Here is a 14988-nt window from a genome sequence, read left to right as displayed (position 1 = left end):
GTGCGGCGCGAAACTGTCGTACCGACGTGAAATTTTTGGCCCCCGCCCTTCAAGGGCGGGGGGTGGGTACGTGGGTTTTAGACGTCACCTAAGTAACACGCGCGAGTAAGCGCACACCCAACGTACGAGAACCCAGAGGCAAGTGCCGTCAGGGCTCCCGAGCCGACGGGCTCCCTAAAGGACACTCGGCGAAGGCTGCCAAACACCGCATACCCCATCATTCAGGTGGCGAAAGAAGAACATGCTTTGGTGCGTTAGGGTGGCCGTCCTGGACCGTTAACGCCATGTTTCGTAAGGTCCCTGCGTGACTTCGACTACCCGACAGGGATGCGCCCGATGAGCCTCGACACCTGGTGGATCGGTCCGACCGCCCCGCGTAGCCTCGCCGACATCACCGTCCGGCATGCGGAGAAGATCCCGGACAAGGTGGTGATGCAGCGCCGCGTCGACCGTGAATGGCAGCAGGTCACCGCCGCGCAGTTCCACGCCGAGGTGGTCGAGGTCGCCAAGGGACTCATCGCGCGCGGGGTCGGGGCGGGCGAGCGGGTGGCGCTGATGTCCAAGACGCGGTACGAGTGGACGCTCTGCGACGCGGCGATCTGGGCCGCCGGCGCGGTGACCGTGCCGGTGTACGAGACCTCGTCAGCCGACCAGTTGGAGTGGATCCTGGGCGACTCCGGCGCGGTCGCCGCGATCGTCGAGACGCCCGGGCACGACCGCCGCCTCGCCGGGCTCACCGAACGGCTCCGGGAGCTGCGCGACCACTGGGTGATCGACGGCAAGGACGCCGGCCACACGCTGGCCAGCCTGATCGAGGCCGGCCGCGAGGTCGACGACGCCGAGCTGGACCGCCGCCGCGCGAACCTCAACGCAGACAAGCTCGCCACCATCATCTACACGTCGGGCACGACCGGCCGACCGAAGGGCTGCGAGCTCACCCACGGCAACTTCCTGGCCGAGATCACCAGCGCGATCGAGGCGCTGCCAGAACTCTTCGAGAGCGAGGACGCCAGTACGCTGCTGTTCCTGCCGCTCGCGCATGTCTTCGGCCGGATGATCCAAATGGCCGTGCTGATGTCCGCGGCCAAACTGGCGCACAGCGATGTCGGCCGGTTGACCGTCGACCTAATCCCGGTGAAGCCGACCTTCGTCCTGGCCGTGCCGCGGGTCTTCGAGCGGGTGTACGACCGGGCCCGCAGCCGGGCCGTCTCCGGCGGCAAGGAGAAGATCTTCGATCGCGCGGTGAACACCGCGATCAACTACAGCAAGGCGTTGGAAAAGGGCCGTCCCGGACCAATCGTCGCGGCCCAGCGCGCGCTCTTCGACAAGCTGGTCTACAGCAAGCTGCGGGACGCGATGGGCGGCGAGGTCCGCTGGGCGGTTTCCGGCGGCTCCGCGCTCGGCTCCCGGCTGGCGCATTTCTTCCGCGGCGCCGGCGTGACCGTGCTGGAAGGGTACGGCCTGACCGAGACGACCGCGGCCGCCGCGGTGAACACCCGCGGCCACATCAAGGTTGGGACAGTCGGTCGCGCGCTGCCCGGGTTCGAGATCAGCATTGGGCAGGACAACGAGATCCTGCTCCGCGGCGGCCACGTTTTCCACCGGTACTGGAACAACGAGACCGGCACCAAGGAAGCGCTGACCGACGACGGCTGGTTCCGTACCGGCGACCTCGGCAAGCTCGACGCCGACGGCTACCTCACGATTACCGGGCGAAAGAAGGAAATCCTGGTCACCACGGCCGGCAAGAACGTCTCGCCAGGACCACTGGAGGATGTCGTACGAGCGCACCCGCTGATCAGCCAGGCGCTGGTCGTTGGCGACGGTCGCAACTCGATCGCCGCGCTGATCACCATCGACACCGAGTCGCTCCCGCAGTGGCTGGAAACCCACGGCCGGGACAAGAACACCGCGGTCGCCGACCTGGTCGAGGACCCGGCCCTGCTGGCGGAGCTGAAGAAGCCGATCGACGCCGCGAACGCGACGGTGTCAGCCGCCGAGAAGATCAGTCGTTTCCGCGTACTTTCCGTTGACTTCACCGAGGAAGGCGGCCACATCACGCCGTCTCTGAAGCTGAAGCGCGCTATCATCACCCGCGACTTCGCGGATGACATCGAAGCTCTCTACGCCCCTCGCAAGGGCAGCAAGGCTTCGGACTCCTAAGACCGGTAGTTTTCGCTCGGGGGTTTGTTTCCGTAGACGACCTCGGCGAAATACCGCTCTGTGTCCGGGCGAGTGCCATCGATGTCGGTGAAGCCGTAAACGCTGGAAAGTTCCTGCGTTCCTACGGCTTTTCCGCTCCAGCGTCGCAGATCCGGATCGCTGGCGAGCGCAACCGCCGCACGGCCCAGATAGGTTGGCGTTTCGGAAATGATGAAATGCGGATCTTTCTGGGTGCCGTCCCGCCAGTTTTCCTCGGACACTCCGAAATGGTCCAGCATCGCCTCGGACCGCAGGAATCCCGGCGACAGGGCGACCGCGGTGATCCCGTACGAACGCAGGTCCGCGGCCTGCGCGAGCGCGAGCCGATTGACCGAGCTTTTCACCAGATCGTAGTAAAGGCTGCCACGATAACTGTCGGCTGTGCCGTCCGTCAGCTCGATGATCAAGCCGGATTTTCGCGCCACCATCAACGGCACCGCGAATCGGCTGGTGATCAAATGGGTTTCGACGCCCTGCCGGAGCAGCTGGATCGCGTCGCCGATCGGCTGTTCCCAGAATGGTACGTCCCAATGCGCCAGCGGATCGCCGCCCCAAATGCCGTTGACCAGGATGTCCAGCCGGCCATTCTGCTCGCGGTCGATACGCTCGACAAGTTCCTGGACTTGCTTCTCATCCTGATGGTCGACCGCGACGGCGATCCCCCGGCCGCCAGCCGCGTCCACCATTTCCGCGGTTTCCTCAACGGTTTCCGGCCGATTCATCGGCGAACGCCCGGCCCGGCTCGATCGGCCGGTGACGTAGACGGTCGCTCCAGCGGCGCCGAACTGCACCGCGATCGCCCGCGAGCCGCCGCGCGTACCACCCGCGACCAGCACCACCGCATTGCTGAGGGTCATTTTTTCTTCCGATAAGGCGCAAGTACGGTTTCGACATTTGCGCGCAAGGCATCCAGCAGCACGCCATCCCGACTGATCGCCCAAGCGATCTGCGTCCCGTGTCGCAGCGCGGTCAGGACCTCCGCCAGCCCAGCCCTCTCCACCCCGGCGATGACCAGGTACGACCGGAGATCCGCGAGCTGACTTTCCTGATAGCCCGCCAAAACCTCGCGGAACTCCGGGTCCGAGAGGTCCAGATGCAGGAAGGCGAGACTGTTCGCGAACTCGTCCGGCGACTGGTCGGCGGCCATCCCGTACGCCAGCGCAGCCTGAATGCCGTCGACGGGATCGGCCGCCGCCTCGAAAGCGGCCCGCATACCAGGTCCGACACTGCCCGCTTTCAGGAACGCGAGCAGCATCCCGCGCTTGGACCCGTACCGCTGCACGAGCGCACCAGTCGAGACGCCAGCCGTACGCGCCACGTCGGCCATGGTGAGTTTGATCGGCCCGATCGCTCGTACGGCCGACCCAACGGCCGCCAGCAACTGCTCATCGGTGATCGTCCGTGGCCGACCGGCCATGCCTCAACTCCATTCAATAATGACTGTTCATTATTGAACCTCAAGAGCTCGCTTCCGTCAACAGCGATCAGCGAGGCGTCAGGTCGATGCTCCTGCTCAGCCGTACGCACGTTGGCCGGAATCCGACCGCCGGCCAGAACCGGGCAGCCCGCAGGTTCGTCGTCCGCCAGTCGCTGCTCATCGAGGTCGCCCGCCGCTCCACCGCGTCCGCCAGCGCCGCACGCGTCAGCGCGAGCCCGACGCCGGTGCCGCGATACTCCGGGAAGACCACACCGATGTTCAGGTATCGACAGCCCAGTGGCTCCAACGGCTCAAGGTCGTCCCCGTGCACGACCACCAGGCCGGCGGCTTGACCGGCCACCCGCGCGAGGAAATACTGCCCCTTCGCGGCTCGGAAATTGCCCGCATGGACGCCTCGGAGCGACCCGTAATACTTGTCCGGCCGGCGCATGAAAACCGGTGACTCGGCAAGGTGCTCGGGCAGCGCGTGAACCAGCCGGACCACGTCTTCGAAATCGTCCATGTCCGCAAGGGAAACGGTCAGATCAGGAACCTCAGGCGCCAACGGCAGCGTCTTCAAAGCGTGCACGCCGACTTCGGACTGGTAACCAAAACTGAGCCGCAGGAAGGGTTCGATGAGTTCGCGAGCAACCAGTGGAATGTGTACGGCATGCGTCAACTCGCCCTTGGCCACCCATTCCACCGCGGCCTGCGCGTACAGCTCGGGCAGCGCGTCCGGATCACCGGCCACCCCCAGTTGCGGCGAATACGCGCCGTACGTCCCGAGAGTCGCGGCCAGCACCGCCACCACCTCAGCGCCGCGGGTGGCCACCCAGATTTCCCCCTGATCGCGCAGGTATTCCCGTACCAGCATGGGATCTTCGTGCGAGACCGGCAGAAGCGGCTCGTCCAGCCGCGCCCTCGCCCACAGGTCAGCGGCCAGTTTCGCGGCCTCCGGCAGCTGTTCTTCCGTGCATCGCTGAACTTGTACGCGCATCCGTACCACCCCGCCCGTAAGAGACTCGGCTGAGCGTAGGACGGGCTCTCACAGGTGTCGACAGGTTTTCTGCTGCCCTCAGCTGTTGTGGTGGGCGGTGACGATCTGGTCGATGGCGAGCCCGAGCTGACCAAATTTCTGGGTGTACGCCACCGGATAGACACCGGACGGATCGGCCGGCCGATGCGGGTCGACATACCGGTTTCCGAGATGGGACTGCACCACGATGATGTAGTTCCGGCCAGGTTTCCCGGGCAGTGAATGGACGATCCCGGCATCGCCACCGGCGCGTACGACCAGGCCGGTCTTGTGCGCGAAAGTGACCTCCGCGGTGGCGTTGCAGGGACGTACGTCCCGGCCGTAATAACGACCGTCGGCGGTCACCGTGCCATTGCTGGGATTGATCCACCGGGACGGGGTGACCTGCGGAATTCCGGCCGACGGATAGCCGCGGCCACACCAGTTACTGGTCGACAGCACCTGGTTCAGGCCTTGGTTTCCCAGTTCAGAGAGAAAAAACTGGCGAGAGGCTGCGGTCAGCTCCGCGGCCGTGACGGCTCTTCCGCCTGGCGCGGTCCATAATGTGCCGGGCCCGCCGGAAATGAGCAGCAACAGCTTCGCGGTGTCCAGCGCGCCCATGTTCGAGCCGGTGAACCCGCCGACCAGCTTCAGCGTCGGCATGCCGAGCTGGGTGAACTGGTTGTTGAGCGCGTCGATCCCGCCATGGTCCCGCAGCACCTGGATCAGCGCACAAGTCGAGGCATCGCTGGAAACCGTGATCATGTCATCGAAAAACTGCCTTACCTTGCGGCTCACCGAACCGCCGCAGAAGCCGTCGGGAAGCGTCGGCTCGTACGAATACGTCTGGTCGAGCGACAGTTGGCCGCGATCGACCAGTCGCAGAATTCCATAGCCGACCATCAGCTTGAGAATGGAGGCAGGATAGGGCGACATGTAGTCGATTGGCGCCTTTTCCAGCCCTGGCAACACATCCCTGCTGCCCTGCCCGTTTTGGCGGTCCCATTCCGAGTCGTCCCAATAGCGCCAGCGGACCTGGTCGGTGGCCAGATTCGTGTCCACCGGCACCACCTTGCCGTCCGGATAACGCGGGCTGAGCAGCACATCCGCGGTCGACAGCGGCCGCCCGTCGGTGGCCAGCTCAACGACGGTCACGTCCACATTGGGAACTTGGCGGGCCGGCCCCGACCCGCCGCCAGGCAAGGCCGTATCGGTCACCCCGCGAAAATTCTGTTGCCGCACCGCTTGTAACAGTTCGGTCGCCAACCGACCATTTCGATCCACCGTCGGTGTCGGCGAGGCCGCGGGCGACGGGCTACCGCTGCCCCTGCTGGGTGCCGGAAGCGCGGACGTACAGCCGGCCAGGAACACCAGCGCGGCCGCGGCCGCCAGCCATCGTGGATAGGCCCCCGCTGCCATCGGTCCCCCTGTGGACTTCGACGTCGTTCAGCGAAGCGTACGCAGGTCAGAGGGCTGTTCCAGAGCCAGGCTCAAGAACAGTTGGCCGCACCGGCGAAACGCGAATCAATCTCCCGTATCGCCCGAAAGGGCCATCACTGGAGGCCGCAGGGGATCCCGTGATCCGTACCCAAAGCCCGAGGGTCGCGGCCGGCTCATACTCGTAAATATCAACCCCAAGTCGGAAAGGGCATGCGGGTGCCGCCTCGGCAGCAGACATCGTCATTTGAGCAGCGACAGCGGCTCCCCATCGGCTGGCTCGTCATTCTCGTCGGGGTCATTTGCGTCCTGTCGCTGCTGGGCTGCGCACAAGGGGCGAAGTCCGTGACTTCGGTAGCTCGCGCTCTCGGGGTCGGCGGCCAGCAGGGTGTCCTGACCGTGGCCTCCCATCGGACCATTTCCAGTGGGCATGGGAGCAGGTCGGCCGCGGTGGGAACGGTGCACCTGGCCGATGGCACGGCCCTTCCGGGAGTTCTTCTCGACGACGGCGCTCAGCACGCGCTTGGCGACACCGTTTCGGTCGCGATGATCGGAAACAGCGAGGCCGTTCCTCGCAGCTTTTCGTACGCTCTGACCGCACTGGCCGGAGTCTTCGTCTGGATCGCGGCCATCTGGGCAGCACTTTGGCTCGCTGTTTATCTCTGCACGTACGGAAAGACGAGTCTTCTGGCGACCTACCGAAAACGCGTCATGATCGCCGGTTTTGTGGTCCTGGGCCTCTTGGCGGTCGGCTCTTTAGCAGCTGGGTTCGTCGTCAACTTTCGCCCGATATAAGGCACGGTTTGCAGACGGCACCGCGGCCCGATCAGAGGCGAATTCGGCTCCACGCCAGCGCTTGGCGCCAATTCGGCCCGTCGGCGATCCAGTCGTTGACCACCCGCGCGACCGGCTCACACCCGATCACCGTCGGCTGCGCCGGGACCTCGGCCCGGAAGTGCCGGTCCTCGCCACCATCGCGGTATTCCACCGTGTAACTCAGGTCGTCGTTGAGATAGGCCTGCATGTAATGCTGGCCCTCAGGTTCGCGGTCCAGCCGGTCAACGATGACGAACCTCGACCGCAAGTTCAGGTCAGCGAGCAGGTCGTGCAGTTTCTCCTCGGACGGGTCGTCCCAGCTCGTGTCGTCCCATTCCTTGGCACGTACGACCGGTGGCACCATTTGCCCGACTCTACCGGCCCCACGCCACCGTCCCCGAGACGTACGCGCGCAGCTTGCCCCGCAGGAGCACGCCGAGAATGAGGTTGGTCCGGCCTGTCGCGTCAGGCAGGATCACGGCATGCTCCGTGGTGACAAGATCGGACTGCGTGCCCGGTTCCAAACCGACGTCCCCGTTCTACAGTCTGAGCTCTATGACGATGTGGCGACCCGGTCACGGGCAGATTCACGTCCATGGCGACCCATCGCGCCCGGCTCCTCCGCGTCGCCCTACGCCGTCGCCGATCCTTCCGATGAGGTGGCGTTCTTCTCCGCGGTCCACCTCGCTGACGGCGAGCTGGCGGGTGAGGCGCTGTTGTGGGGCATCGATGTCCACAACAGAACAGCCCACCTCGGGCTCTCGCTGCGCCCGGCGTTCCGCGGCCGTGGGCTGGGCACCGACACGGTACGGGTGCTGTGCCATTACGGTTTCCAGGTCCGTGGCCTGCACCGGTTGCAGATCGAGACACTGGCCGACAATGCCGCGATGATTCGGGCGGCCGGCCACGCAGGATTCGTACTCGAAGGAACCTTGCGCCGCGCGGCATGGGTAAACGGGGAATTCATCGACGAGGTCATTCTCGGGCTCCTCGACGTCGAGCGGGAACTCTCTTCATGAGCTGGAGCGAGCGAAGTAGTCGATGCGCGGGCATCCACCTTCTCCATTGATTCCGTGGTTAGCTGCCCACTTCGCGCCAAGCCTCAGCGACTGTCTCCGCGGCCTCCGCAGCGGTGACTGTCAGCCGGATCTGAGCGCCAAGGTCCCGGTTCCAGCGATCCTGGCCCGGTGGTGTCGCATAGTCCTTGGGGTTGGGCGTGCGGTTGGTCGGACCCAAACGAGCGTAGAGGTCGGCCGCCTTACGGTTGATGTGGCCGCGCACGGCGAGAGCCCACAGGTCCCAGAGGTCGCGGGAGGCGCGGCGGTCGTACCAGGCCGTCGCTTTCGCTGCGGCGAATCCGGGAGCGGTCGGCACGACGAGCCGAGCAGGCCCGGCGTCGGAATAGCGCTGCACTAGATTGACCTCTTCGGTGGGCCACCGTGGATATCCTGTGGCGCTAAGCAGCTGGATGCGGACCATCAGGCCGTCGGCGCTGCGGAGAATGGCTGGTGCGGGCTCTCGTACCTCGGTCAGTGCGGGATCCCAGCCGAGGTCGGGGAACTCCCGTCGCAGCGCTCGTGGGAGCGTTGCCGTGAGCTGTGCCGCGACCTCGGAACGTCTGCCGATCGCGAGTAGATCGATGTCCTCCGAAAGTCAGCCGTCGGGGACGACGCTGCGGGCCAACGCTGTGCCGCCGAAAAACACGATTTCATGAACGGCCTCTGCGCTGATCGCGGCAAGTAAATGCGAGATCAGGTGATCCCGCAGAACCTGGCCCTCGTCGACGCCGAAGGCGGCGGAGACGTCCCGTAGTTCGGTCGGTTCGAGCACGTCAGGCTGCCTCGTGAGCGTCAAGCGCGTCATCGAGCGCGCGGCGTCGGCGTTGCTGGGTTGCGAGGTCGCGTAGCAGCGCCATGTCGGCGCGCGGAATCAAGGACGCCACGGCTTCTCTCGCAGCGTCTGGAACGTCACCCAGTTCAGGACGGGCGATGAGGTCGAGCAGAGTCTGCTCAACGGTGGTGACCCAGCCTTGGCCGAGTTCGGTCTGGTGACGCTGAACGTCGAGGCGCGCGACGGCGCGGCGGACGAAAAGGACTGCGGCCTTGCGGTCGGTGAGTTGCAAAGTGTTTCTATGGCGTTCCACGGCGACGACCGCGACATTGAGAGCGCGCGGCAAAGCGCCATGAACGCGCGCTGCACTGATGCCCATCAACGCGCTGCTGGTCGTGTGGCCGCCGGTGCCCGCGGTGCCGAGCGCGACGGCCTCGAGCGGTGGTCGCCACTTCCTGCCTACGTGATCGTCCGGGACAGCGGCGAAAAGCCCAGGGGCGAGCCGGTGGAGCGCTCCTGCTCGCTCCAGCCGAGCGAACTCGGCCCGAGGATTGCTGTAAATGTGCTCGGCGTCAACGGGCCGGAGCACCCGGCCACGAAGCAACAGATCAGCGGGTACTCGTGCAGCGACTTGAGTGGCCATGAGTGTCACCTCCGTAGTGTCTAACACTACAGATATGCCAGTGATGAGCCCAACAGGGTCGGCCATGGCTGACACGCTCCGAGCTTCATCCAAGCAGACCCGCGAGGCTCCGAAGCGCCTCAACAATGGCCCGGAGGTCGCGTAGGCAGTTTTTTTACTTCGCTGCTGCACTTTGCTGCTGCACCTGGCTCCCTGGACAGAACAGAGGCCCTGCACCGTGATCCGGTGTAGGGCCTCTGACCTGTCTCAACCTGACGCGCGCCCGGTAGGATTCGAACCTACAACCTCTTGATCCGTAGTCAAGTGCTCTATCCGTTGAGCTACGGGCGCACAGCTTTCGCTGCGATACAACAATAGTGCGATGGTGCGCGGAGGCTCCGGGATTCGAACCCGGGAGGGGGTTTAAGCCCCCAACCGCATTAGCAGTGCGGCGCCATAGGCCAACTAGGCGAAGCCTCCCGGTGCCTCGTAATCAACGGGCCACCGGCAAATGACGATACACAGCCAGCTAACTGCCGGGTAAAGCAGGGTCGGCCAGTGACGGCGGTCACTGGCTGTTCTGTACGGCCTGGCGCTCGCCGTAGCCGAGCGGGACCCGGCCGGCGAGTCGGCGGATGGCGGCGGGGCGGGTCCAGAATGCCTCGGCTTCCATGGCGGCCATGGCGATGCGGATCAGTGAGCCGGCCGAGGGGTAGCAGACGAACCGCGGCATCCAGGTGGGGGCGAACTTCTCGTTGAAGCGGTAGAGAGACTCGATCTGCCACCAGCGGGAGGCGAAGGTGAGCAGCCGGCTCCACATCCGGCTGACCGGGCCAGCGCCGAGTTTCTCGCCGCGGGCGAGGGCTGAGCGGAACATCGCGAAGTTCAGGGACACTCGCTTCACCCCGAGGCCGCCGCACTGTTCCATCAGCGAGCAGATCAGGAACTCGTTGAGGCCGCCGTCGGCGTCCCGGTCTCGCCGCATGAGGTCCAGAGACAGGCCATCGGGGCCCCACGGTACGAAGTTGAGCAGCGCACGCAGTCGCTCGGCTCCGGGCTCCTCAGGGTCCACTGTGTGGGCGGTGACGACGACGCAGTCGCCGTCCTCAGGGTCACCGAAGCGGCCCAGCGCCATGGAGAAACCGCGCTCGGTCTCAGCGCCGCGCCAGGCGGCCGCCACCCGGGCGATCTCGGCGACCTCGGCCTGGGTGAGTTCGCTCAACCGTCGTACGCGGGCCACATAGCCGGCGCGCTTGACCCTGTTGACGGTCTGCCGGACGTTGCGCATGGTGCGACCGGACAGGCTGAAGTCAGCGACTTGAACGACCGCCTCGTCGCCGATCTCCAGCACGTGCAGGCCGGCTTCACGGGCGTACACAGTGCCGCCCTGTTCCGAGCAGCCAATGACAGCCGGCAGCCAGGCGTATTCGCGGCAGAGCTCGATGAACGGCTTGATCGCGCCCGGCCAGGCCTCCGGATCACCGATCGGATCACCGCTGGCCAGCGCCACTCCGGCGACCACCCGGTACGGGACGGCGGCCTTTCCGGTGGGCGACCAGACCACGCTTTTGTCCGTACGCAGGGCGAAGTATCCGAGTGAGTCGCGGGAGCCGAACCTGTCCAACAGCTCGTGCAGGCGCTTGGAGTCGTCGTTTGTCAGGTACGCCTTGGGTTCCAACGGGCGGAGCAGCAAGTACGCGCCGATGATGATCGCCAGCACGGTGACGCTGACGAGAAAAGTCGTCGCGAGACTCTCGTAGCGGACGTTCCGGTATTGCACCGGGCCGGTCTGCCCGATGAATCCCCGCACGGTGGTCCAGGCCGCCGCCAACAGGGTCGGATGACCGGTGAGCTTGCGGTGGTAGACGCCGATGGCGAGCATGCCGGCGATGAACCCGACCGCGTAGATGACGACCACCGCGGCAACCGCGATCAACCGGGTCGAGCGGTCGCCCTTGGCGGTGAACTCGGCCCGGCCGTACACCAGCAGCGCCAACAGGACCAGCGCGAGGAACGCCTCTTCAAGGTCGAGCCCTTTGCCGACATGCGTGACGATCAGCACAGCGCAGATACCGACCGCGAGCCGCCAAGCCCGCCGCTTGCGCCGACGCAGGCCGTGCGCGAGCAGGATCAGGACCATTCCAGAGGCCACCACCAACAGCCCGGCCGTTAACGTGACTGGCCCCGGCACGAACTCCGCGAGCATCTTGAACCGGTAGCGGTCGTGCGGGCTGACCGCGCTCCAAATGCTGATTACCCCGTAGAGCGCGGAAAGGACGGCGAGCGCGGCGGGCAGCCAGCGTCGCTGACTGAGCCACCACGGAGTCGTGCCTTCCCCGTGCTTTGTCTCCACAATGCTCCAGTTTGCCCGGTGCCCCGCGATCCGCGCGCAGGCGCCTTCAGCTACGGCGCGGCGGCGCGGTCGGGTGAGCCAACGTGGACTTCGCAGTCCCTATCCTGAACAGGGTGAACGCCGCAGCCCAGCAGAACGTTCCAGCCCCTGACCCGGACGCCGGCCGGCCAATTCTGCCCGATGGCTTGTTCGCTGAGCTGCGCGCCGACCCGTTGCACGCGCCGGAACATCTGGCGCTGGAGGCGGTACGCCGGACCGGGCCCGAGGCGCGCGACTGGTTCGCACGCGCGCGGTCGGGGCGTACGACTCCGCGCTGGCTGGCGAAGCGGGTCCGTGACCGCTTCACCCGGCTCTCCCGCTATTCCGGCGCCGCCGGTGGCGTCCTCGGCCTGCCCGGCGCGGTCGCCGACGTGGGCGTGCTGGCCTGGAACCAGGCGCGGATGATCATCTTCCTGTCGGCGGTCTACGAGCTCGACCCGTGCGACCGCGAGCGGGCCGCCGAGATCCTGGTGCTGACCGGCGTCCACGAGGCGATGAGCCTGGCCGAGACGGCGGTCAGGGTGGCCGCCCGCCGCACGCCCGCGACGGATTTGCTGGCGCACGGAGGAGGCGGCTCGACCTGGGACGTGGCCCGCCGGCTGGCCGTGATGGTCGGCCTCAAGCTGGGCAAACGCGCCCTCCTGCGGGCCGTACCCGTCCTTTCGGTACCGCTCGCCGCGATGGGCAACGCGCACTCGACCAAGCAGCTTGCCCGCAAAACGATCGCGATGTACGAGCAGCGCCGGGGCAGCGGACGTACGGCGATCGCACCCGAACCCAGCTAAAGCTCGGCCTGTGGACAACAGACCAAATGCCCGTTTTGCCGATTTCTTATGTGCCATGGTGGGCCCCCACCCAACGGGCGGGGGGTGGGTACGTGGGTCTAAGACGTCACCACAAAAAGCCACGCGTTTCGCGCGCGTAAGCAACGACGACCCGCGTAAAACGTCCCGTCAGCACGGACGAGCGGCACGCAGCAGCTCCTGCACTTCGCTGTCCGGGACCGGCGCGAAATCCCGGTAATACTGCCCGACCGCCCCAAACCCGGCCGGCTGCCACGGGCAGATCACCCGATCGCACACCACCCCGGCCAACCCGGCCGGCGCGGCGACCGGCACCGCGAGCCACACCGCCGTCGCTCCCAGCGCGCCAGCCGCCGCCACGGCCGCCCGGGCCGTCACCCCGCGCGCCAAGCCGTCATCGACCAGGACGACCGTACGGCCGGCGAGCGAAAGGGCGAGCCCATCCCGGTACGCGGCGACCCGCCGGTCCAGCTCGGCCCGTTCCCGCGCGAGGACGGGCTCCAGCGCCGCCCGGTCCAGCCGCAGCTGCCGCAACACGTCCTCATCCAGCACGGACGCACCACCCTCGGCGATCGCGCCAACACCCATCTCGGGCTGCCAGGGCAGGCCGATCTTGCGTACGACCAGGACATCCAGCGAGCAGCCCAGCGCGGCTGCCACCGGAGCCGCCACCGGCACTCCACCGCGGGGCAGCGCGAGGACGAGCGGGTGGGCCGGTACGAAGTCGGCGACCAGCCCGGCCAGTCGTACGCCGGCATTATGGCGGTTTGCGTAGATCATTCCCGAGCCAGCATGGCCTCTTCGAGATCCAACTCGTGGAAGACCCGCCGAAGCACCTCGTCATCGATGCTGCCGCTGTCCCGCATCGACACGAAGACATCCCGTTCCGCGGTGAGCATCTCCCGACGAAGCCTTCGAAAGGCCGCCGACGGGGTCTCCTTGGCATCGCGTCCCGGCCCGGAGCCGAGCCGCTCCCAGGCGCCCAACTGCCGGCTGTCGGCCCATGCTCGCAGCCGGTCGGCGACACCGTCCGGCGGCTCGATGTCCTCGGATTCCAAGACGGTGTCCAACCGGTCGACAGCGGCCCGGATCGCGGCATGCTGGGCGTTCGCCTCGGCCAGGTTGTCGGAGAAGGTGTCGTTGGTGGAAATGCCGATCCGGCGGATCAGCGATGGCAGGGTCAGGCCCTGGACGACCAGGGTGCCGAGCACCACGCAGAAAACCAGGAACAGGATCGTGCCGCGGCCGGGCACGTTCGTCGGGATCGCGAACGCGGCGGCCAGCGAGACCACTCCGCGCATCCCGGACCACGACACGATGGTCGGGTTCCGCCAGCTGTAGTTCGGGTTGTCCTCCCGGATCCGCCTCACCAGGATCCGCGGCAGGTACGAGGCCGGGAACACCCACACGAAACGGATCACGATCACCAGCAGCACGATCCCCACCCCGCTGATGATCAGGACGGTCGCGGACTTGCCGGTCTGCCCGGCCAGCACGCTCGGCAGCTGCAGGCCGATCAGCGCGAACACGATCGACTCCAGGAAGAACTTGACCATCTTCCAGACCCCGCCGGCGATCAGCCGGGCCGCGTACGTCGTCTGCGAGTTGCGGTGCCCGAGATAGAGCCCCACGACCACCACCGCGAGCACCCCGGATGCCGCGTACGAACCGAGGTGCAGCGATTCGGCCAACGCGTACACCACGAACGGGATGAGCAGTGCCAGCACGTTCTCCAGCACCGGATCGGCCAGCCGCATCCGGACCCAGTGCAGGATCGGGCCCGCGATCAGGCCCACGATGACACCGCCGGCGGCCGCGATCAGGAAGCCGGTCGCGCCCTCCAACAGCGAGACGCCACCGCCGAGGACCGCGGCCAGCGCCACCCTGTACGCGGTCAGCGCGGTGGCGTCGTTGAGCAGGCTCTCGCCGCCCAGCACGGTCAGCATCTGCCGCGGCAGCCCGAGCGTACGACCGATGGACATGGCCGCGACCGCGTCCGGCGGCGCCACCAGCGCGCCCAGCATGAAAGCCGCCGCGATGGACAGGCCCACGGCCATGTGCATGACCACCCCGACGACGATGGTCGTCATGAGTACGAGGCCGACCGACAGCAGCCCGATCGCCCGCATGTTTCGCCGGAAGCCCATGTACGAGCTGTCCACCGCCTCCGAATAAAGCAGCGGCGGCAGCACCAGGAAGAGGAAGACCTCTGGATCCAGGCGAGTGAGGGAGTAGTCCGGCAAACCGGGCACGAAAGCGGCCGCGAGGCCGACCAGGACGAGCAGGATGGGCGCCGACAGCTTCAGCTTCCGGGCCGCTCCTGCCACCAGCACAGCGCCGACGACCAGCCCAAACAGGGTGAAAGTACCGTGCATTGTTCTCCTTGCGCTGCTGCCTGACCGGTGCTCGCCCCCATGATGAAGCAGGCCGCACTCCCACCCAAGCGGGCCCGGT

Annotated in this window: 15 protein-coding genes and 2 tRNA genes; 4 read left to right on the top strand and 13 right to left on the bottom strand. The window is 66.5% G+C overall.

The genetic code is table 11. From position 1 onward, the window contains the following. Positions 1–336 precede the first annotated feature (336 nt). Complete coding sequence (locus ABD301_RS15790) at positions 337–2163, top strand: AMP-dependent synthetase/ligase (RefSeq protein WP_344311020.1); 1827 nt, start codon at positions 337–339, stop codon at positions 2161–2163. On the opposite strand, the gene ABD301_RS15785 is transcribed toward ABD301_RS15790, so the two are convergent. From ABD301_RS15785 to ABD301_RS15770, 4 genes are all read right to left on the bottom strand, one after another. Beyond that, complete coding sequence (locus ABD301_RS15785) at positions 2160–3059, bottom strand: SDR family oxidoreductase (protein WP_344311018.1); 900 nt, start codon at positions 3057–3059, stop codon at positions 2160–2162. The two genes, ABD301_RS15790 and ABD301_RS15785, sit on opposite strands and share 4 nt — an antisense overlap. After that, complete coding sequence (locus ABD301_RS15780; RefSeq protein WP_344311016.1) at positions 3056–3619, bottom strand: TetR family transcriptional regulator; 564 nt, start codon at positions 3617–3619, stop codon at positions 3056–3058. Before ABD301_RS15780 ends, ABD301_RS15785 begins: the two co-directional genes overlap by 4 nt. A 67-nt stretch (positions 3620–3686) precedes the next feature. Continuing rightward, a complete protein-coding gene (locus ABD301_RS15775) occupies positions 3687–4616 on the bottom strand; it encodes a GNAT family N-acetyltransferase (protein ID WP_163572323.1) in 930 nt (309 codons plus the stop codon). Positions 4617–4694: 78 nt separating this feature from the next. Then, the gene (locus tag ABD301_RS15770; RefSeq protein ID WP_344311013.1) at positions 4695–6053 is read right to left on the bottom strand and encodes a serine hydrolase; all 1359 of its coding nucleotides are present in this window, start codon (positions 6051–6053) and stop codon (positions 4695–4697) included. Positions 6054–6284: 231 nt separating this feature from the next. Between ABD301_RS15770 and ABD301_RS15765 the strand changes: the two genes are divergently transcribed. Next, a complete protein-coding gene (locus ABD301_RS15765; RefSeq protein WP_163572320.1) occupies positions 6285–6866 on the top strand; it encodes a hypothetical protein in 582 nt (193 codons plus the stop codon). 31 nt (positions 6867–6897) lie between these two features. On the opposite strand, the gene ABD301_RS15760 is transcribed toward ABD301_RS15765, so the two are convergent. Beyond that, positions 6898–7251 carry a hypothetical protein gene (locus tag ABD301_RS15760; protein ID WP_163572319.1) on the bottom strand — a complete coding sequence of 118 codons (354 nt, stop codon included), beginning with the start codon at positions 7249–7251 and terminating at the stop codon, positions 6898–6900. A 118-nt stretch (positions 7252–7369) separates the two neighbouring features. Between ABD301_RS15760 and ABD301_RS15755 the strand changes: the two genes are divergently transcribed. Further along, the gene (locus ABD301_RS15755; RefSeq protein WP_163572318.1) at positions 7370–7906 is read left to right on the top strand and encodes a GNAT family N-acetyltransferase; all 537 of its coding nucleotides are present in this window, start codon (positions 7370–7372) and stop codon (positions 7904–7906) included. Between the two features lie 58 nt (positions 7907–7964). On the opposite strand, the gene ABD301_RS15750 is transcribed toward ABD301_RS15755, so the two are convergent. The 6 genes from ABD301_RS15750 to ABD301_RS15725 all read right to left on the bottom strand — a co-directional run bounded on the left by ABD301_RS15750 (position 7965) and on the right by ABD301_RS15725 (position 11692). Further along, positions 7965–8528 carry a nucleotidyl transferase AbiEii/AbiGii toxin family protein gene (locus ABD301_RS15750; protein WP_279582371.1) on the bottom strand — a complete coding sequence of 188 codons (564 nt, stop codon included), beginning with the start codon at positions 8526–8528 and terminating at the stop codon, positions 7965–7967. A 12-nt stretch (positions 8529–8540) separates the two neighbouring features. Beyond that, on the bottom strand, positions 8541–8717 hold the full coding sequence (locus tag ABD301_RS15745) for a hypothetical protein (RefSeq protein ID WP_344311009.1): 177 nt from the start codon (positions 8715–8717) through the stop codon (positions 8541–8543). A 1-nt stretch (position 8718) separates the two neighbouring features. Continuing rightward, complete coding sequence (locus tag ABD301_RS15740) at positions 8719–9360, bottom strand: type IV toxin-antitoxin system AbiEi family antitoxin domain-containing protein (protein ID WP_344311007.1); 642 nt, start codon at positions 9358–9360, stop codon at positions 8719–8721. 257 nt (positions 9361–9617) lie between these two features. Next, positions 9618–9690, bottom strand: a tRNA-Arg gene (locus ABD301_RS15735). A 39-nt stretch (positions 9691–9729) separates the two neighbouring features. Next, positions 9730–9819: transfer RNA gene (locus ABD301_RS15730), tRNA-Ser, on the bottom strand. 88 nt (positions 9820–9907) lie between these two features. Then, positions 9908–11692 (bottom strand): phosphatidylglycerol lysyltransferase domain-containing protein, encoded by a 1785-nt coding sequence (locus tag ABD301_RS15725; protein WP_344311005.1) that lies wholly within the window; start codon positions 11690–11692, stop codon positions 9908–9910. 113 nt (positions 11693–11805) lie between these two features. On the opposite strand from ABD301_RS15725, the gene ABD301_RS15720 reads away from it, so the two are divergent. After that, positions 11806–12516, top strand: coding sequence for a hypothetical protein (locus ABD301_RS15720; RefSeq protein WP_344311003.1), 711 nt, complete (start codon positions 11806–11808; stop codon positions 12514–12516). Between the two features lie 168 nt (positions 12517–12684). On the opposite strand, the gene ABD301_RS15715 is transcribed toward ABD301_RS15720, so the two are convergent. Beyond that, on the bottom strand, positions 12685–13314 hold the full coding sequence (locus ABD301_RS15715; protein ID WP_344311001.1) for a phosphoribosyltransferase: 630 nt from the start codon (positions 13312–13314) through the stop codon (positions 12685–12687). Further along, positions 13311–14909 (bottom strand): Na+/H+ antiporter, encoded by a 1599-nt coding sequence (locus ABD301_RS15710; protein ID WP_163572315.1) that lies wholly within the window; start codon positions 14907–14909, stop codon positions 13311–13313. Before ABD301_RS15710 ends, ABD301_RS15715 begins: the two co-directional genes overlap by 4 nt. Between the last annotated feature and the right edge of the window lie 79 nt (positions 14910–14988).

The organism is Fodinicola feengrottensis, assembly GCF_039530045.1.
Classification (GTDB): Bacteria; Actinomycetota; Actinomycetes; order Mycobacteriales; family HKI-0501; genus Fodinicola; species Fodinicola feengrottensis.
Note: the sequence above shows the minus strand (reverse complement) of the source record. Positions and strands in the feature narration are given on the sequence as shown.